25 protein-coding genes are annotated in these 26,599 nt (G+C 59.1%); 14 read left to right on the forward strand and 11 right to left on the reverse strand.

Annotated elements, in window-relative coordinates:
- Nucleotides 1-6: 6 nt before the first annotated feature.
- The 6 genes from galM to modE all read right to left on the reverse strand — a co-directional run bounded on the left by galM (nt 7) and on the right by modE (nt 6,795).
- Entirely contained in the window at nt 7-1,047 is a 1,041-nt protein-coding gene (gene galM / locus FHC48_RS04160; RefSeq protein WP_119312018.1) for a galactose-1-epimerase, read from the reverse strand.
- Nucleotides 1,041-2,189 carry a galactokinase gene (gene galK, locus FHC48_RS04165; RefSeq protein ID WP_059362463.1) on the reverse strand — a complete coding sequence of 383 codons (1,149 nt, stop codon included), beginning with the start codon at nt 2,187-2,189 and terminating at the stop codon, nt 1,041-1,043. Before galK ends, galM begins: the two co-directional genes overlap by 7 nt.
- 3 nt (nt 2,190-2,192) lie before the next feature.
- Entirely contained in the window at nt 2,193-3,239 is a 1,047-nt protein-coding gene (galT, locus tag FHC48_RS04170; protein WP_059362466.1) for a galactose-1-phosphate uridylyltransferase, read from the reverse strand.
- Nucleotides 3,240-3,248: 9 nt separating this feature from the next.
- The gene (gene galE / locus FHC48_RS04175; RefSeq protein ID WP_008501115.1) at nt 3,249-4,265 is read right to left on the reverse strand and encodes a UDP-glucose 4-epimerase GalE; all 1,017 of its coding nucleotides are present in this window, start codon (nt 4,263-4,265) and stop codon (nt 3,249-3,251) included.
- Between the two features lie 201 nt (nt 4,266-4,466).
- Complete coding sequence (gene modF, locus FHC48_RS04180; protein WP_059362469.1) at nt 4,467-5,939, reverse strand: molybdate ABC transporter ATP-binding protein ModF; 1,473 nt, start codon at nt 5,937-5,939, stop codon at nt 4,467-4,469.
- Nucleotides 5,940-6,006: 67 nt separating this feature from the next.
- On the reverse strand, nt 6,007-6,795 hold the full coding sequence (gene modE / locus FHC48_RS04185; RefSeq protein ID WP_059362472.1) for a molybdenum-dependent transcriptional regulator: 789 nt from the start codon (nt 6,793-6,795) through the stop codon (nt 6,007-6,009).
- A gap of 127 nt (nt 6,796-6,922) precedes the next feature.
- On the opposite strand from modE, the gene FHC48_RS04190 reads away from it, so the two are divergent.
- The 4 genes from FHC48_RS04190 (at nt 6,923) to modC (ending at nt 9,774) form a co-directional block, all read left to right on the forward strand.
- Nucleotides 6,923-7,072 carry an AcrZ family multidrug efflux pump-associated protein gene (locus FHC48_RS04190; RefSeq protein WP_008501118.1) on the forward strand — a complete coding sequence of 50 codons (150 nt, stop codon included), beginning with the start codon at nt 6,923-6,925 and terminating at the stop codon, nt 7,070-7,072.
- A 178-nt stretch (nt 7,073-7,250) separates the two neighbouring features.
- Nucleotides 7,251-8,024, forward strand: coding sequence for a molybdate ABC transporter substrate-binding protein (modA, locus tag FHC48_RS04195; protein ID WP_059362474.1), 774 nt, complete (start codon nt 7,251-7,253; stop codon nt 8,022-8,024).
- The gene (gene modB, locus FHC48_RS04200) at nt 8,024-8,713 is read left to right on the forward strand and encodes a molybdate ABC transporter permease subunit (RefSeq protein ID WP_023326931.1); all 690 of its coding nucleotides are present in this window, start codon (nt 8,024-8,026) and stop codon (nt 8,711-8,713) included. Before modA ends, modB begins: the two co-directional genes overlap by 1 nt.
- 2 nt (nt 8,714-8,715) lie before the next feature.
- The gene (gene modC / locus FHC48_RS04205) at nt 8,716-9,774 is read left to right on the forward strand and encodes a molybdenum ABC transporter ATP-binding protein ModC (RefSeq protein ID WP_008501121.1); all 1,059 of its coding nucleotides are present in this window, start codon (nt 8,716-8,718) and stop codon (nt 9,772-9,774) included.
- Here modC and FHC48_RS04210 read toward each other — a convergent pair whose 3' ends face one another.
- Nucleotides 9,775-10,593 (reverse strand): pyridoxal phosphatase, encoded by an 819-nt coding sequence (locus FHC48_RS04210; protein ID WP_220418762.1) that lies wholly within the window; start codon nt 10,591-10,593, stop codon nt 9,775-9,777.
- A 140-nt stretch (nt 10,594-10,733) separates the two neighbouring features.
- Between FHC48_RS04210 and pgl the strand changes: the two genes are divergently transcribed.
- On the forward strand, nt 10,734-11,729 hold the full coding sequence (gene pgl / locus FHC48_RS04215; protein ID WP_023292974.1) for a 6-phosphogluconolactonase: 996 nt from the start codon (nt 10,734-10,736) through the stop codon (nt 11,727-11,729).
- A gap of 123 nt (nt 11,730-11,852) precedes the next feature.
- Here the strand turns inward: pgl and FHC48_RS04220 are convergent, their stop codons facing one another.
- A complete protein-coding gene (locus FHC48_RS04220) occupies nt 11,853-13,136 on the reverse strand; it encodes a putative acyl-CoA thioester hydrolase (RefSeq protein WP_059362964.1) in 1,284 nt (427 codons plus the stop codon).
- A 224-nt stretch (nt 13,137-13,360) separates the two neighbouring features.
- Here FHC48_RS04220 and hutI point away from each other — a divergent pair, with 224 nt between their 5' ends.
- From hutI to hutH, 5 genes are all read left to right on the forward strand, one after another.
- Complete coding sequence (gene hutI, locus FHC48_RS04225) at nt 13,361-14,584, forward strand: imidazolonepropionase (protein ID WP_059362967.1); 1,224 nt, start codon at nt 13,361-13,363, stop codon at nt 14,582-14,584.
- On the forward strand, nt 14,581-15,519 hold the full coding sequence (hutG, locus tag FHC48_RS04230; protein WP_032674405.1) for a formimidoylglutamase: 939 nt from the start codon (nt 14,581-14,583) through the stop codon (nt 15,517-15,519). Before hutI ends, hutG begins: the two co-directional genes overlap by 4 nt.
- Before the next feature lie 19 nt (nt 15,520-15,538).
- Nucleotides 15,539-16,273 carry a histidine utilization repressor gene (locus FHC48_RS04235; RefSeq protein ID WP_008501127.1) on the forward strand — a complete coding sequence of 245 codons (735 nt, stop codon included), beginning with the start codon at nt 15,539-15,541 and terminating at the stop codon, nt 16,271-16,273.
- A gap of 126 nt (nt 16,274-16,399) precedes the next feature.
- Nucleotides 16,400-18,088 (forward strand): urocanate hydratase, encoded by a 1,689-nt coding sequence (gene hutU / locus FHC48_RS04240; RefSeq protein ID WP_021241001.1) that lies wholly within the window; start codon nt 16,400-16,402, stop codon nt 18,086-18,088.
- Complete coding sequence (hutH, locus tag FHC48_RS04245; RefSeq protein WP_220420508.1) at nt 18,085-19,608, forward strand: histidine ammonia-lyase; 1,524 nt, start codon at nt 18,085-18,087, stop codon at nt 19,606-19,608. Before hutU ends, hutH begins: the two co-directional genes overlap by 4 nt.
- Before the next feature lie 85 nt (nt 19,609-19,693).
- Here hutH and FHC48_RS04250 read toward each other — a convergent pair whose 3' ends face one another.
- Both FHC48_RS04250 and bioA read right to left on the reverse strand, forming a co-directional pair.
- Nucleotides 19,694-20,170 carry a kinase inhibitor gene (locus FHC48_RS04250; protein ID WP_021240999.1) on the reverse strand — a complete coding sequence of 159 codons (477 nt, stop codon included), beginning with the start codon at nt 20,168-20,170 and terminating at the stop codon, nt 19,694-19,696.
- Nucleotides 20,171-20,218: 48 nt separating this feature from the next.
- The gene (gene bioA / locus FHC48_RS04255) at nt 20,219-21,508 is read right to left on the reverse strand and encodes an adenosylmethionine--8-amino-7-oxononanoate transaminase (protein WP_072253811.1); all 1,290 of its coding nucleotides are present in this window, start codon (nt 21,506-21,508) and stop codon (nt 20,219-20,221) included.
- A gap of 86 nt (nt 21,509-21,594) precedes the next feature.
- Between bioA and bioB the strand changes: the two genes are divergently transcribed.
- From bioB to bioD, 4 genes are read left to right on the forward strand one after another with little or no spacing between them, the layout of a single operon-like run.
- Complete coding sequence (gene bioB, locus FHC48_RS04260; RefSeq protein ID WP_008501133.1) at nt 21,595-22,635, forward strand: biotin synthase BioB; 1,041 nt, start codon at nt 21,595-21,597, stop codon at nt 22,633-22,635.
- Nucleotides 22,632-23,789 carry an 8-amino-7-oxononanoate synthase gene (bioF, locus tag FHC48_RS04265; protein WP_059362971.1) on the forward strand — a complete coding sequence of 386 codons (1,158 nt, stop codon included), beginning with the start codon at nt 22,632-22,634 and terminating at the stop codon, nt 23,787-23,789. Before bioB ends, bioF begins: the two co-directional genes overlap by 4 nt.
- Complete coding sequence (gene bioC / locus FHC48_RS04270; RefSeq protein WP_059362973.1) at nt 23,773-24,528, forward strand: malonyl-ACP O-methyltransferase BioC; 756 nt, start codon at nt 23,773-23,775, stop codon at nt 24,526-24,528. The genes bioF and bioC overlap by 17 nt, the downstream gene beginning before the upstream one ends.
- The gene (gene bioD, locus FHC48_RS04275; protein ID WP_021240995.1) at nt 24,521-25,222 is read left to right on the forward strand and encodes a dethiobiotin synthase; all 702 of its coding nucleotides are present in this window, start codon (nt 24,521-24,523) and stop codon (nt 25,220-25,222) included. The genes bioC and bioD overlap by 8 nt, the downstream gene beginning before the upstream one ends.
- Here the strand turns inward: bioD and FHC48_RS04280 are convergent.
- A complete protein-coding gene (locus FHC48_RS04280) occupies nt 25,185-25,907 on the reverse strand; it encodes an ABC transporter ATP-binding protein (RefSeq protein ID WP_008501137.1) in 723 nt (240 codons plus the stop codon). The genes bioD and FHC48_RS04280 overlap by 38 nt on opposite strands.
- Nucleotides 25,908-26,599 lie beyond the last annotated feature (692 nt).

Raw genomic sequence — 26,599 nt, forward strand, 5'->3', positions numbered from 1 at the left:
TGAATATTAATGTGGAATAAAATGATATTCCGTCACGCTAACGTACTCTTCACCCGGGCGCAGCACGCAGTCCGGCTGCGGCCATTCCGGATGATTCGGGCTGTCCGGCAGGAACTCGCTCTCCAGCGCCAGGCCTTGCCAGTCGCTGTACTCTTCGTGTTCGCGCGCCGTCGTGCCGCCGAGATAGTTACCTGAGTAGAACTGCAGGGCAGGAGCGGTGGTATAAACCGTCATCTGCAGCTTCTCATCGGTGGACCAGACCTGTGCGGCAGGTTGTTTCACATCGCCTTTAGCCTGCAGCAGGAACGCGTGGTCGTAGCCTTTCACCTTGCGCTGGTCGTCATCGCTCAGGAAATCCTGGGCGATGGATTTCGCGTTGCGGAAGTCAAAGCTGGTTCCGCTCACGTCTTTGAGGCCCTGGTACGGAATGCCCATCTCATCAACCGGCAGATACGCATCCGCCAGGATCTGAAGCTTGTGGTTCCGCACGTCGCACTGGTTACCGTCCAGATTAAAGTACGCGTGATTGGTCAGGTTAACCGGACACGGCTTGTCGACCGTCGCACGGTATTCGATGGCAATACGGTTGTCGTCCGTCAATGTAAAGCGCGCAGAGGCGATAAGGTTACCCGGGAAGCCCTGATCGCCGTCCTGCGAATCCAGCGAGAACAGCACTTCGCCGTCGTTTTGACGAACAATCTTCCAGCGGCGTTTATCAAACCCGTCCGGGCCGCCGTGCAGCTGGTTCTCACCCTGGCTTGGAAGCAGGGTGTACTGCACGCCGTCGAGTTCAAAACGGCTCTTCGCGATGCGGTTCGCATAGCGCCCTACGGATGCGCCCAGATAGGCAGACTGATTAACATACTGCTCGGGCGATGCGCAGCCGAGCAGGGTTTCGCGCACGCTGCCGTCCGGCATCGGTACGCGTGCTGAAAGAAGGGTTGCACCCCAGTCCATGAGCGTAACCACCATCCCTGCGCGATTGCGCAGGGTTAACAGGCGATACGGCAGACCATCCGGTGCGAGGGTAGGTGTTTCGTTTAGCACTGTCCGGCTCCTTGTGATGCTTTGCAAACATAGAAGGTTTCTTTGATACCTGTTTTTGCTTCGTACTGCTTCGCCACGGCGTCCTGTACGGCAGGGACCAGCTCCTCAGGCACCAGCGCAACGATGCAGCCGCCAAAACCGCCGCCCGTCATGCGCACGCCGCCTTTGTCGCCAATGACCGCTTTGACGATCTCCACCAGGGTGTCGATCTGCGGCACGGTGATTTCAAAATCATCGCGCATGGAGGCGTGAGATTCCGCCATCAGTTCACCCATGCGTTTCAGGTCACCTTTCGCCAGCGCGGACGCGGCTTCAACGGTACGGGCATTTTCCGTCAGCACGTGACGAACGCGTTTGGCAACAATCGGATCCAGCTCGTGCGCCACTTTGTTAAATTCATTGAGCGTGACGTCGCGCAGGGCGGGCTGCTGGAAGAAGCGGGCGCCGGTTTCGCACTGCTCGCGGCGGGTGTTGTACTCGCTGCCCACCAGCGTGCGCTTAAAGTTGCTGTTGACGATCACGACAGCCGCGCCTTTTGGCAGGGGAACGGCTTTGGTGCCCAGCGAGCGGCAGTCGATCAGCAGCGCGTGCTCTTTTTTGCCCAGCGCGGAGATCAGCTGGTCCATGATGCCGCAGTTGCAGCCCACGAACTGGTTTTCCGCTTCCTGGCCGTTCAGGGCGATTTGCGCGCCATCCAGCGACAAATGATAGAGCTGCTGAAACACGGTGCCCACGGCGACCTCCAGAGACGCAGAGGAGCTTAAGCCCGCCCCCTGCGGCACGTTGCCGCTGATGACCAAATCGGCGCCGCCGAAGTTTTTATTACGCTTCTGCAGATGCTTCACCACGCCGCGCACGTAGTTAGACCACTGCTGGCTGTCGTGCGTCACAATCGGGGCATCGAGGGAAAACGCGTCCGTTTCATTACCGTAATCCGCCGCAATCACGCGAACCTGGCGATCGTCGCGCTTCGCGCAGCTGATGACCGTCTGGTAATCGATAGCGCACGGCAGCACAAAGCCGTCGTTATAGTCGGTGTGTTCACCAATCAGGTTGACGCGGCCAGGTGCCTGAATTACGTGGGTGGCAGGGTAGCCAAATTTCTCAGCAAACAGGGATTGTGTTTTATCTTTCAGACTCATCTTTTAGACTCCTGATTCGCGATAGTGGACGTCGCTAACGGCACGCAGACGTTCAGCCGCCTGTTCCGCCGTCAGATCACGCTGGGTTTCTGCCAGCATTTCGTAGCCCACCATAAATTTACGCACCGTCGCAGAGCGCAGCAGCGGCGGATAGAAATGGGCGTGCAGCTGCCAGTGCTGATTCTCTTCCCCGTTAAACGGTGCGCCGTGCCAGCCCATGGAGTACGGAAAGGAGCACTGGAACAGGTTGTCGTAACGGCTGGTCAGCTTTTTCAGCGCCAGGGCAAGGTCGTCGCGCTGCGCGTCGCTGAGTTCGGTGATGCGCTGCACGTGCGCTTTCGGCAGCAGCAGCGTCTCAAACGGCCAGGCGGCCCAGTAAGGCACGACGGCCAGCCAGTGTTCGGTCTCCACCACGGTACGGCTGCCGTCGGCCAGCTCACGCTGCGCGTAATCCACCAGCATCGATGAGCCGTTTTCTGCGTAATACGCTTTTTGCAGGCGGTCTTCACGCTCGGCTTCGTTAGGCAGGAAGCTGTTCGCCCAGACCTGGCCGTGCGGGTGCGGGTTAGAGCAGCCCATGGCCGCACCTTTATTTTCAAACACCTGCACCCATGGGTAAGTTTGACCCAGCTCGGCAGTTTGCGCCTGCCAGGTGCTGACCACCTCTTTCAGTGCCTCAACGCTCAGCTCCGGCAGCGTTTTGCTGTGAGCGGGGGAGAAGCAGATCACGCGGCTGGTACCGCGCGCGCTTTCACAGCGCATCAGCGGATCGTGGCTTTCCGGCGCGTCCGGCGTGTCGGTCATCAGGGCGGCAAAATCGTTGGTAAACACGAAGGTGCCTTTGTAGTCCGGGTTTTTATCCCCGGTGACGCGCGTGTTGCCCGGACAGAGAAAGCAGTCCGGGTCGTGCTGCGGCAGGGTCTGTTTTGCAGGCGTCTCCTGCGCCCCCTGCCAGGGGCGCTTGGCGCGATGCGGAGAAACTAAAATCCATTGCCCGCTTAACGGGTTAAAACGACGATGCGGATGATCGACGGGATTAAATTGCGTCATGACGGATCCTTAGTCCGGATAGCCTTGCGGGTGGCGTGACTGCCAGTGCCAGGTATCCTGTGCCATTTCATCAAGCGTGCGCGTAACACGCCAGTTAAGCTCTTTGTCGGCTTTGGTGGCGTCGGCCCAGTAAGCAGGCAGATCGCCCTCACGACGCGGTGCGAAGTGGTAGTTCACCGGCTTGCCGCAGGCTTTGCTGAAGGCGTTAACCACGTCCAGCACGCTGCTGCCGACCCCGGCGCCGAGGTTGTAAATATGCACGCCCGGTTTATCCGCCAGCTGCTGCATGGCCGCAACGTGGCCGTCGGCCAGATCCATCACGTGGATATAGTCGCGCACGCCGGTGCCGTCTTCGGTCGGGTAGTCATTGCCAAAAATCGCCAGCGACTCGCGGCGGCCTACGGCCACCTGGGCGATATACGGCATCAGGTTGTTCGGAATGCCCTGCGGATCTTCCCCCATATCGCCAGACGGATGCGCACCGACCGGGTTGAAGTAGCGCAGCAGCGCGATGCTCCACTCCGGCTGGGCTTTTTGCAGATCGGTCAGGATCTGCTCCACCATCAGCTTGCTTTTGCCGTACGGGCTTTGCGGCGTCCCGGTCGGGAAGCTTTCAACGTAAGGGATTTTAGGCTGATCGCCGTAGACGGTGGCGGAAGAGCTAAAGATGAAGTTTTTGACGTTGGCCGCACGCATGGCGGAGATGAGACGCAGGGTGCCGTTGACGTTGTTATCGTAATACTCAAGCGGCTTAGCAACGGATTCACCGACCGCTTTCAGACCCGCGAAGTGGATCACCGCTTCAATGGCGTGGTCGTGAAGGATCTCGGTCATCAGCGCTTCGTTACGGATGTCGCCTTCCACGAACGTCGGGTGTTTACCGCCAAGACGTTCAATCACAGGCAGCACGCTGCGCTTACTGTTGCACAGGTTGTCGAGAATGATGACGTCATGGCCGTTTTGCAGCAGCTGCACGCAGGTATGACTACCGATGTAACCGCTACCACCTGTTACCAGAACTCGCATATTTCGCTCCATTGGGCTTATGGTATGTAATAACCATAGCATAACAGAGACGCGAAAAGTGTGACATGGGATAAAATAGTGGAATCGTTTACACTGTTTTTAAAATCCGATTTTCAGCTACCGTGAGGCATTGTAGATCAACGGGATAGCAATGTATTAGTGCAGGTTATCTGAAAAACGGAGGGCGGTGCCCTCCGGGGATTAATCGATTTTGCTTTGCCGATAGTAATAGTGCTCACCGTCCGGAACAAACTCCAGGCGATGGGTGATGCAGGAGGGGGCATCTTCGGCATGATGTGAAACGAACAGCAGCTGCGTTTCACCTTCGCTAATCAGCACGTCCACAAAGCGGCGGATAAGCTGGCGGTTCAACGGGTCGAGTCCCTGCAGCGGTTCGTCGAGGATCAGCAGCGTAGGGTGTTTCACCAGCGCGCGAACGATCAGCGCCAGACGCTGCTGCCCCCACGAAAGACTATGAAACGGCGCGTCAGCCACCCGGTTGTCCATGCCCAGAATGTCCAGCCACTGCTGGGCCAGCTTGTGCTGTTTGTCCGACACCGCCTGATAAATGCCGATGGAGTCAAAATACCCGGAGAGGATCACGTTGCGTACCGTGGTACTGACCCGGTAATCCAGATGCAGGCTGCTGCTGACGTAGCCGATATGTTTTTTGATATCCCAGATGGTTTCGCCGCTGCCGCGACGCCGACCGAACAGCGTGAGGTCGTTGCTATAGCCCTGCGGATGATCGCCGGTGATCAGGCTCAGCAGCGTGGATTTTCCCGCGCCGTTGGGACCGACAATCTGCCAGTGCTCGCCTGGATTGACCGTCCAGTTGAGGTGATTAAGGATAGCGCGATCGTCATAAGCGACCACCCCATCGCGCAGCACGATGCGCGGCTGGTGGGGATCAAGCGCGTGGCGCGCCGACGGGGCGTCGGGTTCCGGAAGGGTAATACCGTCGAGCTGTTCGCTGTGCGCGAGCTGGGCAATCAGCGCCTGCTTAAGCAGCGCGGTTTTTTCGCCGGTCTCGGTCAGGTTACAGTCGGCCAGGACGCCCGCGTGCTGGATAAATTCCGGAATTTCATCAAAACGGTTAAGCACCAGCACGAGGGTATATCCCTGCTGATTAAGCGACGCCAGCAGAGACGCCAGCTGCGCCCGGGACTGCACGTCAAGACCGTCGAACGGTTCGTCCAGAATAAGCAGTTCAGGTTCGCTCATCAGCGCCTGACAAAGCAGCGTTTTTCGCGTCTCGCCGGTCGAAAGGTATTTAAAGCGCCGGTTCAGCAGAGGGGTGATACCGAACTGTTCTGCCAGGCGCTGGCAGCGGGCGGGATCCTTCACTTCATCCTGAATAATTTCCGCCGTCGTACGGCCGGTATCGTCTTCGCCAGGGCTGAGCAAATCGGTGTTGTTGCGCTGCCACTCGTCGCTGACCAGCTTTTGCAGTTGTTCAAACGACAGGCGCGTCAGGCGCGTAAAGTCGCTCTGGTATTCGCCCTTGAGAAGGTTGAGCTCTCCGGCCAGCGCGCGGGCCAGCGCGGATTTACCGCTGCCGTTTGTGCCGACAAACGCCCAGCTTTCACCCGCGCGTAGCGTCAAATCAGCAATTGTCAGCGTTCGGGTATCGCTAAGACGAAACGTGCCTTGCGAAATATGCAATGATGACATGGTTTATCCCTGTTTTTGCAGCACCAGATATCAGGGATACGCACTGTCGGTACGATTGTCAATGTGCTCAGCACAAAGTGGCGATAATCACCCGGTCCGCGTTGAAATACGCGGTGACGGCAGCACCTTCTTCTACGTTGTCCGACTCGCTGAGCGGTACGGTCGCGCAAAGCGGCTGTCCATCTGCCAGGGTCATCAGCACTTCGCACTGCGTCTGGCCGCGTTCGATATGGCTGATGGTGCCCTGCAGCTGGTTATCTGCTGTCTTTGCCGCGTCGGGATCGCGTGTAATACTGACCCACGGCGCCTTCAGGAGCACCAGCACCTCTTTCCCTTCATCCAGTTCAAGACGTTCCGCGCTTTGCGCCGTTATGGCGGCCTTCAGACGGGTGGTGCCATCGGCAAGCAGGATCTCAATATGCTGCTGTATCTGCAGATTGTCGCGCGCCGTCACCGTACCAAACCACTGGTTGCGGGCGCTGGTTTGTAGCGAGAAACGGGAAATGGCGGCCAGCAGACTGTCCAGCGGAACGTGATCGTCATCGCTTAACACATCGAACGCCTTTTGCTGAATCTGGGCCAGCAGATCGTAAAGCTGAATAAGACGCTGGCCATAACGCGTCACGATTGCACCGCCGCCGCCTTTGCCGCCCGTGGCTCTGTCCACCAGCGGCTGTTCGCTCAGGGTGTTCATGTCGTTGATGGCGTCCCAGGCACTTTTGTAGCTGATGCCCGCGTTTTTCGCCCCCTGGCTAATCGAGCCCGTTTGTTCTATTTGTTTAAGCAGGGCGATACGTCGCGGATCGGCGAGAAGCTTTTGCTGAAGTCGGAGTGTGAGAAGAATTTCGGCCTGCATAACAGTGTCCTGGCAAAAAGGGTATTGTGACCCAAATGGTGCAGGGCGCAAAGGGTACCGCACAAAAGGGGATGTTTTTCTCACTTGAAAGGGTAGAATAAGCTGTTCACAATATCTGGAGAAAACCATGTTAGAGTTGTTGAAAAGTCTGGTATTCGCCGTGATCATGGTACCAGTAGTGATGGCCATCATCCTCGGTGCCATCTACGGCCTGGGTGAAGTGTTCAACGTCTTTTCGAACATTGGTCACAGAGACCAGGCTAAAAAGCAGCATTGATTCCCCCCAAAACGCCCGGCTTGCCCGGGCGTTTTGCTCTCAAGATTTTCCCGTTTTCGCCGATACTCTTTAACGCACTACGCCGGTTTACCTCTTCAGCGGTACGATTAAACGCTGGGATCTCCCTGACGTTACCGTTATATTAATGTGTATATAACGCTACTCACAGGAGTTACAGATGGCACGTTCATGGGTACGCCTTTTTGCAGGGACAACGTTGACGCTTTCCCTTACCGGACACGCGCTGGCGGACGACGGTAAAATCACGGTCTTTGCGGCGGCGTCGCTGACTAACGCGCTGCAGGATATCGCGGCGGCGTATAAAAAAGAGAAAAACGTCGAGGTGGTCTCCTCGTTTGCCTCTTCCTCGACGCTCGCTCGCCAGATAGAAGCGGGCGCGCCGGCGGATCTGTTCATCTCGGCTGACCAGAAGTGGATGGATTACGCGGCGGAGAAAAAAGCGATTGATGCGGCAACCCGCGAAACGCTGCTGGGGAATAGCCTGGTTGTCGTGGCGCCAAAAGCCAGCGCCCAGGCTGACTTCACCATCAACAAAGAGACCCACTGGATAAGCCTGCTGAACGGCGGGCGTCTGGCGGTGGGCGATCCGGAGCACGTTCCGGCCGGGATCTACGCCAAAGAAGCGCTGCAAAAATTGGGCGCATGGGAGACATTGTCACCGAAGCTGGCCCCGGCGGAAGATGTCCGCGGCGCGCTGGCGCTGGTGGAACGCAACGAAGCCCCGCTGGGCATTGTGTATGGCTCTGATGCCGTTGCCAGTAAGGGTGTGAAAGTGGTGGCAACGTTCCCGGAAGACTCCCACAAGAAAGTGGAATATCCTGTTGCGATTGTTGATGGACATAAAAATGCGACCGTGACGGCCTTCCGCGATTACCTGAAGGGGCCGGAAGCGTCCGCGATCTTTAAACGTTACGGATTTACGACTCACTGATGATATTGACCGATCCTGAATGGCAGGCTGTTCTGCTGAGCCTTAAAGTCTCTTCCCTGGCGGTTGCGCTGAGTTTGCCCTTTGGGATCTTCTTTGCCTGGCTACTGGTTCGCTGTCGGTTTCCCGGCAAAGCGCTGCTCGACAGCGTGCTTCATCTTCCGCTCGTGTTGCCGCCCGTGGTGGTCGGTTATCTGCTGTTAATTTCCATGGGGCGACGCGGTTTTATTGGCGAAAAACTTTACGACTGGTTTGGGCTGACCTTTGCGTTTAGCTGGCGCGGTGCGGTGCTGGCGGCGGCGGTAATGTCATTCCCGCTGATGGTGAGGGCGATCCGCCTCGCGCTGGAAGGCGTGGACATGAAGCTCGAACAGGCGGCCCGTACGCTGGGTGCCGGGCGCTGGCGCGTTTTTTTCACCATCACGCTTCCCCTGACGTTACCCGGCATTATTGTCGGGACGGTACTGGCCTTCGCCCGCTCGCTGGGCGAGTTTGGCGCGACCATCACCTTTGTCTCGAACATCCCCGGCGAGACGCGAACGATTCCGTCGGCCATGTATACCCTGATTCAAACGCCGGGCGGAGAAGGCGCCGCGGCGCGGCTGTGTATCATCTCAATCGTACTAGCCCTGGTATCGCTGCTGGTGTCGGAATGGCTGGCGCGGCTGAGCCGTGAGCGGATGGGGAAATAAGCATGCTGGAACTGAATTTCACCCAGACGCTGGGAAACCATACCCTGACGCTTAACGAGACGCTGCCTGCAAGCGGTATCACTGCCATCTTTGGCGTCTCGGGGGCGGGAAAAACGTCGCTGATAAATGCCATCAGCGGCCTGACGCGCCCGCAGTCAGGACGGATTGTATTGAATAACCGCGTCTTAAACGACGTGGAAAACAAGGTGTATCTCACGCCGGATAAACGCCGCATTGGCTATGTTTTCCAGGACGCGCGCTTATTCCCGCACTACAGCGTGCGCGGCAACCTGCGTTACGGCATGGCGAAAAGCATGGCCGGGCAGTTTGATAAGCTGGTGACGCTTTTAGGCATTGAGCCACTGCTCGACAGGCTGCCATCCTCGCTTTCCGGCGGAGAAAAACAGCGCGTGGCCATTGGCCGCGCGTTGCTGACCGCGCCCGAACTGCTGCTGCTCGACGAACCGCTGGCCTCGCTGGATATTCCGCGCAAACGTGAGCTCCTGCCCTACCTGCAGCGCCTGACGCGAGAAATTAATATTCCGATGCTCTACGTCAGCCATTCGCTGGATGAGATCCTCCATCTGGCCGACAAAGTGCTGGTGCTGGAAGAGGGCAGCGTCAAGGCCTTCGGCAACCTGGAAGAGGTGTGGGGCAGCAGCGTCATGCACCCGTGGCTGCCCCGGGAACAGCAGAGCAGCATTCTGAAGGTGAGCGTGCTGGAACACCATCCGCACTACGCGATGACGGCGCTGGCGCTGGGCGATCAGCACCTGTGGGTCAATAAGATCGACAAGCCGTTGCAGTCCGCGCTACGTATTCGTATTCAGGCATCTGACGTCTCGCTGGTGCTGCAGCCGCCGCTGCAAACCAGTATTCGAAATATTCTGCGCGCCAAAGTCGCGGAGTGTTTTGATGATAACGGCCAGGTGGAAGTGAAGCTCGAGGTGGGAAGCCGGACGCTCTGGGCGCGCATCAGCCCGTGGGCCAGGGATGAGTTAGGGATCAAACCCGGCCTGTGGCTTTACGCGCAAATTAAGAGCGTCTCGATCACCGCCTGATTACAGCAGGTGGGTATAAATGTACTGCGCGATGCTGTCGGTGGTGTTGTCGCCAATCACCACGTTAGCGCGCGCTTTTACCGCGTCGTCGGCATTGCCCATCGCCACGCCCGTACCGACGGCTTCCAGCATGCTGATGTCGTTGTAGTTGTCGCCGAAGGCGATCGCGTCCTGCATTGACCAGCCCTGTGATTCCACATACTGCGTCAGACGCTTGCCTTTGCTGTTGCCTTTGCGGGCAATATCCACCTGATCGTGCCAGGACCACTCGCACTCCAGCCCCAGCGTTTCCTCGACGTGCTTCGCGAAGGTATTCAGTTTGGTCGTGTCTTCATCCGTCAGGGCGAATTTCCAGATAGCCTCAACGTCCTGGGCTGCCTGACGCAGGGAGGATACCTGGGTAAAGACCGGACGCTGCGCTTCAGGCAGGGACAACGCCCAGTTGCTGGTGCGCACCACGTGGCCGGTAGGGCGCTCGTAGACCATTGCGTTATCCACATACATCAGGCCGTGAATGGCATGCTCATCCAGCAGATCAATCAGTTGCAGCGCCTGGGAAACCGGCAGCGGGTCGGAGGCTAAAACCTTTTTTGCCTGATAATCATACAAATAAGTGCCATTACAACAAATTGCAGGTGTATCTAACGCCAGTGCCTGATAAAAAGGGTGAATGGCTACGTGATGTCGACCCGTTACGATAAGGAGTTGATATCCCGCTTCCTGCGCGCGTTTAAGCGCTTCAAGGGAGGAGGGGAGAAGGGTTTTTTGCGGCGTCAGTAAGGTACCGTCTAAATCCAGAGCAATCACACGCGAGGTCATCTGTTTTCCCGGGTTAATATTGAATTTACGTTTTGATGGGATGGTACACCGAGAGGCGAATGCTTCAAAATTCCTGTCGACAGTTCAGCATTCACCGTCAAAAGTTAATTACTTTCATGCGCAGTGAGGAGTGAATATTCATGAAACAAACCGTTTATACCGCCAGTCCTGAAAGCCAGCAGATCCACGTCTGGCGCTTAAATACCGAAGGGACACTCACGCTGGTTCAGGTTGTTGATGTGCCAGGCCAGGTACAGCCGATGGTCATCAGCCCGGATAAACGTTTCTTGTACGTGGGTGTGCGCCCGGAGTTTCGCGTGCTGGCCTATCGCATCTCTCCGGACGACGGCGCGCTGACTTACACTGCCGAAGCGCCGCTGCCGGGCAGTCCAACCCATATCTCAACCGATCGTAAAGGCAACTTTGTCTTCAGCGGCTCGTATAATGCGGGCTGCGTCAGCGTAACGCGTCTGGAAGATGGCATTCCGGTCGAAACCGTGGATGTGGTGGAAGGGCTGGAAGGCTGCCACTCGGCGAATATCTCTCCGGATAACCGCACGCTGTGGGTGCCTGCCCTGAAGCAGGATCGTATCTGCCTGTTCACCCTGAGCGACGATGGTCACCTCGTGGCGCAGAATCCAGCTGAAGTCACGACGGTAGAAGGCGCGGGCCCGCGTCATATGGTCTTCCATCCGAACCAGCAGTACGCCTATGTGGTCAACGAACTGAACAGCTCCGTGGACGTATGGGAGCTGAAAGATCCAAACGGTCAGATTGAGTGCGTGCAGACGCTGGATATGATGCCGTCTGATTTCTCCGACACCCGCTGGGCGGCGGATATTCACATTACGCCAAATGGCCGTCATTTGTACGCCTGTGACCGCACCTCCAGCCTGATCACCGTGTTTAGCGTTTCCGAAGACGGCAGCGTGCTGGCGATTGAAGGCTTCCAGCCGACGGAAACCCAGCCGCGCGGCTTTAATATCGATCACAGCGGCAAATACCTGATTGCGGCGGGGCAGAAATCCCACCACATCGCGCTGTATGAAATTAAAGGCGAGCAGGGGTTGCTGGAAGAGAAAGGGCGCTACGCCGTAGGCCAGGGGCCGATGTGGGTGGTGGTTAACGCTCACTAAGCGGCTTAAAACAAAAAACCTCGCGAATGCGAGGTTTTTTTATGCCCGGTGGCAGTGCGTTTACCGGGCTTACATAACCTGTAGGCCGGGTAAGGCAAAGCCGCCACCCGGCAAAAGGACAGCTTACTGCTTCGGCTCAGCAACCACTTTGCTACCCAGACCGCGGTTGTTGTACTCCCACATACGGTTGAAGTTAGCGTCGTTCAGGTTGCGCTGCACGTTCCCTTTATCGTCCACCGCACCGGTATTGCCGGAGAACGGACGTTTAGAGATCGCCGCATCCGCCCACGGCTTCGCCATGTTGAAGCCTTCGTTGATCACGCTGTCGCGGATCACCACCTGACCGTTGGTCGCTGCGTCCACGTCCAGGGAGCGTCCCAGCTGCGCCACGCCGTCACCGGCAGCGTTAAAGCGGCTGTTCACGGCCAGGAAGCCGAAGAAGAGGTTCGACGGGGTTGCCGGAGCAAACACGTAACCTTCCTGCTGGGTACGTGAGTTCACCACGCGGAAATCGGTGTTATCAAATACCACCGCGCCGCGGCCGGAGACCAGATCCACGTCACCTTCAACGTAGCTGTTGGTTACCAGCGTACGGGTCAGATGGTTATTCTGCAGGGTGTTCTGCACGCCGCTGTTGGTCACGAAGAAGGTGTTCTGACGACCCAAAATGTTCACGTTGTTAATCTGAACCTTATCGCCATCGCTGCGCAGCGCGACCGCCTGGTGGTTACCGGCGTCAACGCTGTCGCCCAGGGTATTCTGAATGGTCAGGTTCTGCAGCTGCAGACCGTTATTCTGAGACCAGAACACCGCTGAGCACATCACGCCAACGGTGGCGGAACGCTTGCTCTGGCAGTTATCAAACATATACCACGCCGGTTTGCCCGGCATATATTTACCGGCCGGGTTCACCAGGTGACGCCAGGTGTTGCTGTCGATTTCAGAATCGATCGCCAGGCCAATTTTTACGTCGATTGCTTTTTCGCCCAGACCGTAAAGCGTAATGCTGCCCGGTGCAGCCGGAACATACACGGTGCCTTCATATTCGCCTGGCAGGATCGCGATGTACTGGCGAGACGCGCTGTGTTTCGTGATGGCAGCATCTACCGCAGCCTGAATCGAGGTATGCGTTACGCCCTGCGCACCTGCCGGGCCAACCACGAAGTCAGGCTGTTTCGGCAGGTTAATCGAAGACGGGGTCCACGGCGCAGCGTTAGGATCCATCGACGAGAAGTAGTGCGCACGGTCGAAGTTCTTCGCTTCATCAGCGGACAAAATCGGGCGGGAGGCGGTACCGGGCGCGACCTGCTCAGAAGGGCGCTGATCCGGTGGGGTTGAACTGCATGCGGATAAGGTCACGCCAAAGGCGAGCGCTAACGCCAGACGGGAAATCCTGGAAATGTTCAAGGTGAAGCTCCTGGGTATGCAAGTCTTTACGGGATAGACGAAATAGCCTGCTTTTTTATACTAAGTTGAGCGAAACGGGAAGATAAAAAGGGTAAAAGTTGCATTTTTAGCCCTGGAGCGGCGGGTAAGTGATCACAAATAAATAACATTTTCCGCAAAGTCGGTTGACAGCAGACAACAGATGAAAATAAATGTCTATACAACCCATGACAAGTGGAAATCCCATGCAGCAGATTCATCCTGACGATGTGATATGGCGAAATGCGCGACTGGCTACGATGGCGCCGGACGTCCGTGCGCCCTATGGACTGAAAGATCATCACGCCCTGGTTATACGGGGTCAAACTATCCTTGCCGTGATCCCTGAATCTGACATTCCGGCCGGACACACTCACTGTGTCGATCTTCAGGGTCGTCTGGTCACCCCGGGCCTGATTGACTGCCATACCCACCTGGTGTTTGGCGGCGATCGCGCGGCGGAGTGGGAGCAGCGTCTGAACGGTGTCTCTTATCAAACCATCAGCGCCCAGGGGGGCGGGATTAACGCGACCGTGACGGCGACGCGCAGCAGTTCACCCGAAACCCTGCTTAAGCTGGCACAGCAGCGGCTTCAGCGTCTGATGAATGAAGGCGTGACCACGATTGAAATCAAATCGGGATACGGCCTCAACGCCGAGGCCGAAGAGAAAATGCTGCAGGTCGCACGCCAGCTGAGCCTCAATAATCCGATCGATATCAGCCCAACGCTGCTGGCGGCCCATGCCGTTCCGCCGGAATACCGACAGGATCCGGATGCCTACCTCACGCTGGTCTGCGAGAAAATATTGCCCACGCTGTGGCAAAAAGAGTTGTTTGAAGCTGTCGACGTGTTCTGTGAAAACGTCGGCTTTACCCCGTCGCAAACCGAGCGCCTCTTCAAGGCGGCGACCGCGCTCGGTATTCCGGTGAAAGGTCACGTCGAGCAGCTGTCGAATCAGGGCGGTGCGGCATTGGTCAGCCGGTATAAAGGACGCTCAGCCGATCATATCGAATATCTTGACGACGCAGGCGTTCAGGCGATGGCGCAAAGCGGCACGGTGGCGGTTCTGCTGCCCGGCGCGTTCTATTTTCTGCAGGAGCGCCAGCGTCCGCCGGTGGAACAGCTCAGAAAACAGGGCGTGCCAATGGCGGTCGCCACCGACTATAACCCCGGCACCAGCCCGTTTGCCAGCCTGCACCTGGCGATGAACATGGCCTGCGTCCAGTTTGGCCTGACGCCCGAGGAAGCCTGGGCTGGCGTCACGCGCCATGCCGCGCAGGCGCTGGGCCGCGGGGAAACCCACGGACAGCTACGAGCCGGGTTTGTCGCTGATTTCATCGTCTGGGATGCACACCATCCGGTAGAGATGGTCTACGAGCCGGGACGCAATCCGCTGTATCAACGTATTTTCCGTGGGGAGGCAGTATGAGGTTATGGCGGCCCGTCGCCGAAACGGTCTGGCAGGGGCGCGACGACAGCGCCGAGGCCAGCAACGCAACGCGCATTTTCCAGACGATACGGCAGCAGGGGACGTTCACGCCGCTGGCATCCGGCATTGCGCTGATAGGCTTTGAATGTGATGCAGGGGTTAAACGTAATCAGGGCAGGCCCGGCGCCGTGCAGGCGCCTGATGTGCTGCGTAAGGCGCTGGCAAATATGGCAAGCCATCTGGGACACGAGCGGCTGGCGGATATGGGGTCGGTTTACGTTGAAGGTGACGAGCTGGAAGCGGCACAGCAGGCGTTAAGCGATGCCGTGACGTTATGCCAGCGGTCCGGGATGCGCACGCTGGTCTTTGGCGGCGGACACGAAACCGCGTGGGCGCACGGTCGCGGCGTGCTGGACGCCTTCCCGAACGAGCGGGTGGTCATTATCAACCTGGATGCCCATCTCGATCTGCGCAAGGCCGACCGGGCGACGTCCGGCACGCCGTTTCGCCAGCTGGCGCACTACTGCGATGAGCGCGGGCGGGCATTTCAGTACGCCTGCTTTGGCGTGAGCCGGGCGGCGAACACGCAGGCGCTGTGGGATGAGGCTGAACGCCTGAACGTCACGCTGGTGGAGGATCTCCATTTCAGGCGCGATGCGCTATCCGCGCTGGAAAAGGTGCTGGCCCAGGCCGATCGCGTCTACCTGACAATCGATCTGGACGTCCTGCCCGCCAGCGAAATGCCTGCCGTTTCCGCTCCGGCTGCGTTAGGCATACCGGCACTGGATCTCCTCCCCGTCATCGAACAAATCTGCCGTAGCGGTAAGCTACAGGCCGCCGATCTGGTAGAGTTTAACCCGCAGTTCGATCGGGACGGGCAGGGCGCAAAGCTTGCCGCCCGTCTGGCCTGGCAAATTGCTCACTGGTGGGCATAACACTATTCAAGGAGTCACGATGTTTTCACGCTCACCCCTGCCGCCGTCGAGCCCTCCCGCGCCTTTCTACGAAAAGGTGAAGCAGGCGATCAGCGAAAAAATTGCCACCGGTGTCTGGCGGCCGCACGACCGCATTCCCTCGGAGGCCGATCTGGTGGCGCAGTTTGGCTTTAGCCGGATGACCATCAACCGGGCGCTGCGCGAGCTGACCGACGAAGGGCTTCTGGTACGCCTTCAGGGCGTGGGGACGTTTGTGGCGGAGCCGAAAGGGCAGTCCGCCCTGTTTGAAATCCGCAGCATTGCGGACGAGATTGCCGCGCGTAATCATCAGCACCGCTGTGAGGTGCTGGTGCTCGAAGAGACCCAGGCCAGCGCCGAGCAGGCGGTAGAGCTGAACGTCAAAGAAGGCAGCCGCATCTTCCACTCCGTGATGGTGCATTTCGAAAACGACATTCCGGTGCAGATTGAAGATCGCTGCGTGAACGCCGAACGGATACCGGACTATCTGAACCAGGATTACACCCAGACCACGCCGCATGCCTATCTCTCGCTCGTCGCACCGCTGACGGAAGGGGAGCACATTGTGGAAGCCGTGCGCGCCACGCCGCAGGAGTGCGAACGGCTGCGCATTAAAGAGCACGACCCGTGCCTGCTGATCCGCCGTCGAACCTGGTCCTCGTCGCACATCGTGTCACATGCCCGTCTGCTTTTCCCGGGGAACCGTTACCGGCTGCAGGGCCACTTTATGTCATAAGTTTTATAAGCGTGATCGCTAACGCAATATAACAAAATTGTATCTTTTTTGTTAAATCCGACCTTGTGTGTGCTTGTCTATACAAGTATATCTAAATGCATCATCTGTCCCGTATAGGAGCACACAATGTCGTCAGGTAAATACCGCCAGCAGGACGTCCGCGCCGCGCGCGGCACCACCCTTACTGCCAAAAGCTGGCTCACCGAAGCCCCGCTGCGCATGTTGATGAACAACCTTGATCCTGAGGTGGCGGAAAACCCCCACGAGCTGGTGGTCTACGGCGGCATTGGCCGCGCCGCGCGCAACTGGGAATGCTATGACGCCATTGTTAAGGCACTGACCGAACTCGAAAACGACGAAACCCTGCTGGTGCAGTCCGGCAAGCCGGTTGGCGTGTTTAAAACCCACAAAAATGCCCCGCGCGTGCTGATCGCCAACTCTAACCTCGTGCCGCACTGGGCCACCTGGGAACACTTCAACGAACTCGACGCGAAAGGGCTGGCGATGTATGGCCAGATGACCGCCGGGAGCTGGATCTACATCGGCAGTCAGGGGATCGTGCAGGGCACCTACGAAACCTTCGTGGAGGCCGGTCGCCAGCACTACAACGGCTCGCTGAAAGGCCGCTGGGTATTGACCGCCGGTCTTGGCGGGATGGGCGGCGCGCAGCCGCTGGCCGCCACGCTGGCCGGCGCGTGCTCGCTGAACATTGAGTGCCAGCAGAGCCGCATTGATTTCCGTCTGCGTACCCGTTACGTCGACGAACAGGCCGAGAATCTCGATGACGCGCTGGCGCGCATCAAAAAGTACACGTCCGAAGGCAAAGCGGTGTCGATTGCCCTGTGCGGCAACGCGGCAGACATTCTTCCTGAACTCGTTGCCCGCGGCGTGCGCCCGGATCTGGTCACCGACCAGACCAGCGCCCATGACCCGCTGCACGGCTACCTGCCAAAAGGCTGGTCGTGGGAAGACTATCAGCAAAAAGCGGAGACCGACCCGGAAGGCACGGTGCTTGCCGCGAAACGCGCCATGGCGGAACACGTCTCCGCGATGCTGGCCTTCAGCCAGATGGGCATTCCGACCTTTGACTACGGCAACAACATCCGCCAGATGGCGAAAGAGATGGGCGTGAGTAACGCCTTCGACTTCCCCGGCTTCGTCCCGGCCTATATCCGCCCGCTGTTCTGCCGCGGCATCGGACCGTTCCGCTGGGTTGCCCTGTCCGGTGACCCGGAGGATATCTACAAAACCGACGCCAAAGTGAAGGAGATCGTCGCGGATGACGAGCATCTTCACCACTGGCTGGACATGGCCCGCGAGCGCATTAACTTCCAGGGCCTGCCGGCGCGTATCTGCTGGGTAGGGCTGGAGTGGCGTCAAAAACTGGGCCTCGCCTTCAACGAAATGGTGCGCAGCGGTGAAGTTTCCGCGCCGATCGTCATCGGCCGAGACCACCTGGACTCCGGCTCCGTCGCCAGCCCGAACCGCGAAACCGAAGCCATGCGCGACGGCTCGGACGCGGTCTCCGACTGGCCATTGCTGAACGCCCTGCTCAACACCGCCAGCGGCGCGACCTGGGTGTCGCTGCACCACGGCGGCGGCGTGGGAATGGGTTTCTCCCAGCATTCCGGGATGGTCATCGTCTGCGACGGTACCGATGAAGCCGCCGCGCGTATCGCCCGCGTGCTCCACAACGACCCGGCCACCGGCGTGATGCGTCACGCGGATGCGGGTTACGAGATTGCCATTGACTGTGCCAAAGAGCAGGGACTTAACCTGCCGATGATCCCTGCCACACAAGGAAAGCATGAATGAACGCGTTAACACTCACTCCCGGCTCACTGACGCTCAAGCAGCTGCGTAACGTCTGGCGTCAGCCGGTCACCCTGTCGCTTGATGAAAGCGCCCACGCCGCCATTAACGACAGCGTGGCCTGCGTTGAAGCCATCGTTGCCGAAGGGCGCACGGCTTACGGGATTAATACCGGCTTTGGGCTGCTGGCGCAGACCCGCATCGCGACGCACGATCTGGAAAATCTGCAGCGTTCGCTGGTGCTGTCGCACGCGGCGGGCGTCGGTCAGCCGCTTGACGATGAGATTGTCCGTCTGATGATGGTGCTCAAAATCAACAGCCTGGCGCGCGGTTTCTCCGGTATTCGCCTGAGCGTGATTCAGGCGCTGATGGCGCTGGTTAATGCGGAGGTCTATCCGTGGATCCCGGCGAAGGGCTCCGTCGGTGCCTCCGGCGATCTCGCGCCACTGGCGCACATGTCGCTGCTGCTGCTGCTGGGCGAAGGCAAAGCGCGCTGGCAGGGCGAGTGGCTTCCTGCGAAAGAGGCGCTGAAAAAAGCCGGCTTAACGCCGATCACGCTGGCGGCGAAAGAGGGGCTGGCGCTGCTGAACGGCACCCAGGCGTCGACCGCCTTCGCGCTGCGCGGTCTGTTTGAAGCGGAAGATCTGTTTGCTTCGGCGGTAGTGTGCGGTGCGCTGACCACCGAAGCGGTGCTGGGCTCGCGTCGCCCGTTCGATGCCCGCATCCACGAGGTGCGCGGTCAGCGGGGACAGATTGATGCCGCCGCGATGTACCGTCACGTGCTTACCGACACCAGCGAGATCGCGGAGTCACACCACAACTGTGAGAAGGTGCAGGATCCGTATTCCCTGCGCTGCCAGCCGCAGGTGATGGGCGCGTGCCTGACGCAGCTGCGCCAGGCGGCGGAGGTGTTGCTGGTGGAGGCCAACGCGGTGTCCGATAACCCGCTGGTGTTCGCCCAGGAAAACGAGGTGGTCTCCGGCGGTAATTTCCACGCCGAGCCGGTGGCAATGGCGGCGGATAATATCGCGCTGGCGATTGCCGAAGTCGGCGCGTTGTCCGAGCGCCGCATCGCGCTGATGATGGATAAACATATGTCCCAGCTGCCACCGTTCCTGGTGCGTAACGGCGGGGTCAACTCGGGCTTTATGATTGCCCAGGTGACCGCAGCCGCGCTGGCAAGTGAGAACAAGGCGCTGTCGCACCCGCACAGCGTGGACAGCCTGCCAACGTCTGCAAACCAGGAAGATCACGTTTCGATGGCACCGGCTGCCGGGCGTCGTCTGTGGGAGATGGCCTCCAACACCCGCGGCGTGCTGGCGGTGGAATGGCTGGCGGCAAGTCAGGGTATCGATCTGCGTGAAGGGCTTAAATCCAGCCCGCTGCTGGAGCAGGCGCGCCAGGTGCTGCGCGAGCACGTCACGCATTACGACGACGACCGCTTCTTTGCCCCGGATATTGATAAGGCGATGCAGCTTCTGGAAGAAGGGCGGCTGGCGGGGCTGCTACCTTCGGTGCTGTGATTTTTTTGCCCGGTGGCGCTGCGCTTACCGGGCCTACGAGTACGAAATCCAGGCCGGGTAAGGCGTAGCCGCCACCCGGCTTTTTTTACGAATACATCGCCGTAATCGACGCGCTCCCCAGGGAATGGAAATGCACGTTAAACCCGACCATCGCGCCGCTCGCGCCTTCATCGACCTCAATTCTCTCCACGTCCAGCGCGTGCACCGTGAAGATATAGCGGTGAGTTTCCCCTTTTGGTGGCGCCGCGCCGCCGTAGCCCGCTTTACCGAAGTCAGTACGCGTCTGAATGGCACCTTCAGGCAGGGCAACCAGGTCTGAACCGGAACCCTGCGGCAGCACGCGCGTGTCGGCAGGCAGGTTTGCCACGATCCAGTGCCACCATCCGGAACCGGTTGGCGCATCCGGGTCATAGCAGGTCACGACAAAGCTTTTGGTGCCTGCCGGAACCTCGTCCCACGCCAGGTGCGGGGAGATGTTATCGCCCTGATACCCCATGCCGTTGAAAACGTGCCGTTCCGGCAGCTTTTCACCGTCGCGCAGATCTTTACTGATGATTTTCATACGGTTTACCCTCGTTGATCGCTCGTTCAGCAAGTGTAATGCATTGGGTTAAATCGTGAAATGCGCGGGAATGTTAACGGCTGTCACAACCGCGTCGGTTAATTTTCGAAGCTGCTCTGGCGTGATGCTGTACGGCGGCATCAGATAGATAAGCTTGCCGAAAGGCCGGACCCACACGCCCTGGTCCACGAAGAAGCGCTGCAGCGCCGCCATATTCACCGGATGGGTGGTTTCAATCACCCCAATGGCGCCCAGCACGCGCACGTCCGCCACGAAATTCGCGCCCGAGGCGGCGCTCAGTTCCGCTTTCAACTGCGCTTCTATCGCCGCAACCTGCGTCTGCCACTCGCCGCTCTCCAGAATCGCAAGGCTTTCGCTCGCCACGGCGCAGGCCAGCGGGTTACCCATAAACGTCGGGCCGTGCATAAAGCAGCCGGCTTCACCGTCGCTGATGGTGTCGGCCACCTGGCGGGTCGTGAGCGTGGCGGAGAGCGTCATGGTGCCGCCGGTCAACGCTTTACCGAGGCATAGAATATCCGGCGCAATACCCGCATGTTCGCAGGCAAACAGCTTGCCGGTGCGGCCAAAGCCGGTGGCGATCTCATCGGCAATCAGCAGAATGCCCTCGCGGTCGCACATCCTGCGAATACGCTTCAGCCATTCCGGGTGGTACATCCGCATTCCGCCCGCGCCCTGCACGATCGGTTCAAGAATGACGGCAGCAATATCGTGACGATGCGCCGCCATCAGTCGGGCGAAGCCGACCATGTCCATCTCGTTCCACTCGCCGTCGAAGCGGCTCTGCGGCGCCGGGGCGAACAGGTTTTCCGGCAGATACCCCTTCCACAGGCTGTGCATGGAGTTGTCCGGATCGCACACCGACATCGCTCCGAAGGTATCCCCGTGATAGCCGTTGCGGAAGGTGAGGAAACGCTGGCGCGCTTCGCCTTTGGCGTGCCAGTACTGCAGCGCCATTTTCATCGCCACTTCCACCGCCACGGAGCCGGAATCCGCCAGGAACACGCACTCCAGCGAGTCAGGCGTCATCGCCACCAGACGGCGGCATAAATCCACCGCGGGCTGGTGGGTGATCCCGCCAAACATCACGTGCGACATCTGGTCAATCTGCGCCTTCATCGCCGCGTTCAGGCGCGGGTGGTTATACCCGTGAATCGCCGCCCACCAGGAGGACATCCCGTCAACCAGCCGCTCGCCGCTGGCGAGGTGCAGCTCGCAGCCGTGGGCGGAGGCCACCGGATAGACGGGAAGGGGGCGGGTGGTGGAGGTGTAAGGGTGCCAGATATGCTGCTTGTCGAAGGCGAGATCGTCCTGGGTCATAATCGACTTGTAAACCATTTTGAAAAGTTTTAGGTTTACGAGTATAAACCGAACCGAAAATTAACAAAACCCTTTGGAGAAGCCCGATGGCTCACCACGCACGCTGGACGATGTCGCAAGTTACTGAATTATTCAACAAACCTTTCCTTGAGCTGATGTTCGAAGCCCAACAGGTGCATCGTCAGCACTTCGATCCCCGCCATGTTCAGGTCAGCACGCTGCTGTCGATCAAGACCGGCGCCTGCCCCGAAGACTGCAAATACTGCCCGCAGAGCGCGCGCTACAAAACCGGTCTGGAGTCAGAGCGCCTGATGGAGGTCGAGCAGGTCCTCGACTCCGCGCGCAAGGCCAAAAACGCCGGTTCAACCCGCTTCTGCATGGGCGCGGCGTGGAAGAACCCGCACGATCGCGACATGCCGTACCTGGAGCAGATGGTGAAGGGCGTGAAGGAGATGGGCCTCGAAGCCTGTATGACGCTCGGCACGCTCAACGAGGAGCAGGCGCAGCGCCTCTCGGCGGCGGGGCTGGATTACTACAACCACAACCTCGACACCTCGCCGGAATTCTACGGCAACATCATCACCACGCGTACCTACCAGGAGCGTCTGGATACGCTGGATAAGGTGCGTGACGCGGGGATCAAGGTCTGCTCCGGCGGCATCGTGGGCTTAGGCGAGACGGTGAAAGACCGCGCGGGCCTGCTGCTGCAGCTGGCGAACCTGCCGACCCCGCCGGAAAGCGTGCCGATCAACATGCTGGTGAAGGTCAAGGGCACGCCGCTGGCGGATAACGAGGACGTGGATGCGTTTGATTTTATCCGCACCATCGCGGTGGCGCGCATCATGATGCCGACCTCGTACGTTCGCCTCTCTGCGGGCCGCGAGCAGATGAACGAGCAGACCCAGGCGATGTGCTTTATGGCCGGCGCCAACTCCATCTTCTACGGCTGCAAGCTGCTGACCACGCCGAACCCGGAAGAGGACAAAGACGTTCAGCTGTTCCGCAAGCTGGGGCTGAACCCGCACCAGACCGAGGTGCTGACGGGCGATAACGAGCAACAGCAGCAGCTGGAGCAGCAGATTTTTAACGCCGACACCGACCAGTTCTACAACGCGGCAGCCGTATGACCTGGCAGGCACGTATCAACTCTGCGCTCGACGACCGTCGGGCGGCAGAGGCATTTCGCGTTCGCAGGGTGGTGGAAAACGGCGCGGGCCGTTTTCTTACCCGTGAAGGCCAGCAGTTCTGCAATTTCTCCAGCAACGATTATCTCGGGCTGAGCCAGCATCCGGCCATTATCCGCGCCTGGCAGCAGGGCGCGGAGCGGTTTGGCGTGGGCAGCGGCGGATCGGGACACGTCAGCGGATACACCACGGCGCATCAGGCGCTGGAAGAGGCGCTTGCCGACTGGCTGGGCTACCCGCGCGCGCTGCTGTTTATCTCCGGCTTTGCCGCCAACCAGGCGGTCATCACGGCCCTGATGGGCAAGGACGATCGCATTGTCGCCGACCGCCTGAGCCACGCTTCCCTGCTGGAGGCGGCAAATTTAAGCCCGGCGCAGCTGCGGCGTTTTGTCCATAACGATGCGGGGCAGCTTGCTGCGCTGCTGGATAAACCCTGCGACGGACAACAGCTGGTGGTCACGGAAGGGGTGTTCAGCATGGACGGCGACAGCGCGCCGCTTGCCGCGCTGCACGAGGCCGCAAAGCGGCAAAACGCCTGGCTGCTGGTGGACGATGCCCACGGCACTGGTGTGATGGGCGATGAAGGGCGCGGGAGCGCATACCAGCAAAACGTGAAGCCGGAACTGCTGATTGTCACCTTCGGCAAAGGCTTTGGCGTCAGCGGTGCCGCCGTGCTGTGCAGCGAACCCGTCGCCGACTATCTGCTGCAGTTTGCCCGCCACCTGATTTACAGCACCAGCATGCCCCCGGCGCAGGCCGTGGCGCTGTCGGCGTCGCTGGCTGTCATCCGCAGCGCAGAAGGGGAGGAGCGTCGCCAGCGGCTGGCAGAGCATATTGCGCGCTTCCGTCAGGGACTCGCGGCGCTGCCTTTCCACAGTCCCGATTCGCAGAGCGCTATCCAGCCGGTGATTGTCGGTGAAAATGCCCGCGCGCTGGCACTGGCACAGGCGCTGCGCCAGCGGGGCATGTGGGTCACGGCCATCCGCCCGCCCACCGTCCCACCGGGCACGGCGCGGCTGCGCTTAACCCTGACGGCGGCGCATGAAGCACAGGATATTGAGACGTTGCTGGAGGCGCTCCATGATGCCGGTGAATAAGCAGGCCATCGCGGCGGCATTCGGCCGCGCCGCGCAGAGCTATTCGCAGCATGATGAGCTGCAGCGTCTGAGCGCGCAGGGGCTTCTGGCCGCGCTTGGCGAAACCTCGTTTGCGCAAGTACTGGACGCCGGCTGTGGTCCCGGCAGCAACAGCCGCTACTGGCGCGGGGCGGGAAGCCAGGTGACGGCTATCGATCTCTCAGCCCGGATGCTGGAGGAGGCACGCCAGCGGCAGGCGGCAGATCGTTATCTGCTGGCCGATATCGAGGCGATCCCGCTGGCGGACGCGCAGTTCGATCTGGTCTGGAGCCATCTGGCGGTTCAGTGGTGCAGCAGCCTGCCGCAGGCCCTGCGCGAGCTTTATCGCGTGGCGCGGCCGGGCGGGAAGGTGGCCTTTACCACCCTGCTGGAAAGTTCGCTGCCGGAGCTGAATCAGGCCTGGAAAGCAGTGGATGAACAGCCGCACGCTAACCGGTTTTTATCGCATGGGCAGGTGACGCAGGCGCTGGCAGGCTGGCGCTATCGCAGCACGGTGCAGACCATCACGCTCAATTTTAGCGATGCGTTCAGCGCCATGCGTTCGCTGAAGGGCATCGGCGCCACGCACCTGCATACCGGACGCGAGAAAAAACCGCTTACCCGGGGGCAGCTGCAGCGCCTTGAGCTGGCCTGGCCGCAGCAGCGGGGGCATTTCCCGCTCTCCTATCAACTTTTTCATGGGGTTATCGAACGTGACTGAACGTTATTTTGTCACCGGCACGGACACAGAAGTGGGCAAAACGGTTGCCAGCACGGCATTGCTGCAGGCGGCACGGCTGCTCGGGAAAAACACCGCCGGGTATAAGCCCGTAGCGTCCGGCAGCGAGATGACGGCGGAAGGGTTACGCAACACCGACGCGCTGGCGCTCCAGCGTAACAGCACGCGTGAACTCGCCTATTCTGCAGTGAATCCGTACACCTTTGCCGAACCGACCTCGCCGCACATTGTCAGCGCTGACGAAGGTCGTCCGATTGATTTTGCCGTGCTGTCTGCCGGACTGCGGACGCTGGAAAATCAGGCCGACTGGGTGCTGGTGGAAGGGGCCGGCGGCTGGTTTACGCCGCTTTCAGACACGCAGACGTTTGCTGACTGGGTGCAGGCCGAGCAGCTTCCGGTCATTCTTGTCGTCGGCGTCAAGCTGGGCTGCATCAATCACGCCATGTTGACCGCACAGGCCGTCCAGCAGGCCGGGCTGCGTCTGGCGGGCTGGATAGCCAACGACGTGGTTGCGCCGGGTAAACGCCATCAGGCGTATCTGGCGACGCTCAGGCGCGTCCTTCCCGCGCCGTGCCTCGGGGAAATTCCCTGGCTGGCTGACGGCGCGGAAAATGCCGAAATCGGACGTTATCTCGATCTCAGCGTTTTGCTTCCCGCGACATCCAGTGAGCGATAAGCTCGTCATCCAGTTCGTTAACGTGGCCCTGCGCCACGTTACGCCCGCGATAGAGCAGACAGAAACGGTCCGCCACCCGGCGGATAAACGACAGCTGCTGCTCCGCTAACAGCACCGTCATCCCTAACTCCCGGTTTAAGCGCCCCAGCAGCTGCACCAGCTTCTGGGCAACGCTGTGCCCCGCGCCGTGCAGCGGTTCATCCAGGATCAGCAGGTGAGGGCGGTTCACCAGCGCATTAGCCAGCGCCAGCTGATACTGGTCGTCCGGAGAGAGCGTGTTGGCGCGGGTTCGTCGCAAGGCATAGAGCGCCGGGAACAGGTCGTAAACGTCATTTTTCGCCTCCGGGTTCGGTTTCCCCGTCGCCCGCATGGCGATATGCAGGTTCTCCTCAATCGTGAGCTGGGAGAAGATCCGCCTGTCCTGCGAGACATAGCCTATTCCCGGCCCGGAACGCTGTTCTGGCGGCGGATTGAGCAAATCGCGCGGCGGCGCGCCCGCCTCATACCAGATGATGCTGCCGCTTTCGACGGGCACTTTCCCGGCGATGCAATTCATGAGGGTGGTTTTCCCCATCCCCGGCAGGCCAACGACGCCTGTACACATCCCTTGCGGAAAATCTAAATCCACATTCCATAGCGTATGTTGACTTCCGTAAAACTGATTCACTGCACGCAGGCTCAACATCTTTCTCTCCTTAAAAATGTGTGTAGGTGTGGCTCGTTGTTAAACTGCAAAACCCCTGCCATAAAGCGGAAAGTGATTAAAAAAGCGTCTTTTTTAGGAATAAGTCACAGAAGCGCGGGGGATAAAAAGGGGGATTGCACATCGACGGTGCCGACGGTGTTGAGTTGTGGTGCAGAGCCAGAAATGATGGAAATGTGAGCAAGATCTCGTCAGTTGGTTATGAATGACGCGACTGTTAATCAGCAAAAAAGAGCTATAAAAATTTTTTGCTGCCGCCTCGTGGGAAAATCCGGGAATTTGCAGAGCGCCAGTCTGTATGGGCTGGAAGCAGTTATCCACTATTCCTGTGGATAACCATGTGCATTAGAGTTAGAAAACACGCGATAAGCGAGAGAAGACGCGGCTTACGCCCAAATTGACGCGAAACGCGGCTTTAGAAAATATCGTTTATTTTTTAATTGGTTAGATAAAATCAATTCCCGTCATGAAAGTGTCACCGGTTGCCACAAAACTATCATTACCTGGCTTGACAAATGTTAAAAAAGAAAAAGTTCTGGGGATAACCTGACCTGACTGGTGTTTTATGTTGCCACTGTCCAAATTTTGGTCGCTATCGCGCTAATCATTCAGGCGCTACTCTAAATATCCTGACATGCTACTGGTTTTTCATCCAGTGTTTTTTGCTGGCATTC

It is taken from the genome of Enterobacter sp. EC_50 (genome assembly GCF_019584525.1).
In the GTDB taxonomy this organism is placed as follows: domain Bacteria; phylum Pseudomonadota; class Gammaproteobacteria; order Enterobacterales; family Enterobacteriaceae; genus Enterobacter; species Enterobacter roggenkampii.

Bases quoted from the DNA above. Each gene is read 5' to 3' on its own strand.
- hutU (WP_021241001.1), top strand. From the start codon at position 16,400: ATGTCGTCAGGTAAATACCGCCAGCAGGACGTCCGCGCCGCGCGCGGC.
- bioC (WP_059362973.1), top strand. From the start codon at position 23,773: ATGATGCCGGTGAATAAGCAGGCCATCGCGGCGGCATTCGGCCGCGCC.
- galT (WP_059362466.1), bottom strand. From the start codon at position 3,239: ATGACGCAATTTAATCCCGTCGATCATCCGCATCGTCGTTTTAACCCG.
- FHC48_RS04280 (WP_008501137.1), bottom strand. From the start codon at position 25,907: ATGTTGAGCCTGCGTGCAGTGAATCAGTTTTACGGAAGTCAACATACG.
- FHC48_RS04210 (WP_220418762.1), bottom strand. From the start codon at position 10,593: ATGACCTCGCGTGTGATTGCTCTGGATTTAGACGGTACCTTACTGACG.
- modF (WP_059362469.1), bottom strand. From the start codon at position 5,939: ATGTCATCATTGCATATTTCGCAAGGCACGTTTCGTCTTAGCGATACC.
- pgl (WP_023292974.1), top strand. From the start codon at position 10,734: ATGAAACAAACCGTTTATACCGCCAGTCCTGAAAGCCAGCAGATCCAC.
- modA (WP_059362474.1), top strand. From the start codon at position 7,251: ATGGCACGTTCATGGGTACGCCTTTTTGCAGGGACAACGTTGACGCTT.
- bioF (WP_059362971.1), top strand. From the start codon at position 22,632: ATGACCTGGCAGGCACGTATCAACTCTGCGCTCGACGACCGTCGGGCG.
- modE (WP_059362472.1), bottom strand. From the start codon at position 6,795: ATGCAGGCCGAAATTCTTCTCACACTCCGACTTCAGCAAAAGCTTCTC.
- FHC48_RS04190 (WP_008501118.1), top strand. From the start codon at position 6,923: ATGTTAGAGTTGTTGAAAAGTCTGGTATTCGCCGTGATCATGGTACCA.
- bioA (WP_072253811.1), bottom strand. From the start codon at position 21,508: ATGACCCAGGACGATCTCGCCTTCGACAAGCAGCATATCTGGCACCCT.
- hutH (WP_220420508.1), top strand. From the start codon at position 18,085: ATGAACGCGTTAACACTCACTCCCGGCTCACTGACGCTCAAGCAGCTG.
- FHC48_RS04235 (WP_008501127.1), top strand. From the start codon at position 15,539: ATGTTTTCACGCTCACCCCTGCCGCCGTCGAGCCCTCCCGCGCCTTTC.
- modC (WP_008501121.1), top strand. From the start codon at position 8,716: ATGCTGGAACTGAATTTCACCCAGACGCTGGGAAACCATACCCTGACG.
- galK (WP_059362463.1), bottom strand. From the start codon at position 2,189: ATGAGTCTGAAAGATAAAACACAATCCCTGTTTGCTGAGAAATTTGGC.
- FHC48_RS04250 (WP_021240999.1), bottom strand. From the start codon at position 20,170: ATGAAAATCATCAGTAAAGATCTGCGCGACGGTGAAAAGCTGCCGGAA.
- hutI (WP_059362967.1), top strand. From the start codon at position 13,361: ATGCAGCAGATTCATCCTGACGATGTGATATGGCGAAATGCGCGACTG.
- bioB (WP_008501133.1), top strand. From the start codon at position 21,595: ATGGCTCACCACGCACGCTGGACGATGTCGCAAGTTACTGAATTATTC.
- galE (WP_008501115.1), bottom strand. From the start codon at position 4,265: ATGCGAGTTCTGGTAACAGGTGGTAGCGGTTACATCGGTAGTCATACC.
- hutG (WP_032674405.1), top strand. From the start codon at position 14,581: ATGAGGTTATGGCGGCCCGTCGCCGAAACGGTCTGGCAGGGGCGCGAC.
- modB (WP_023326931.1), top strand. From the start codon at position 8,024: ATGATATTGACCGATCCTGAATGGCAGGCTGTTCTGCTGAGCCTTAAA.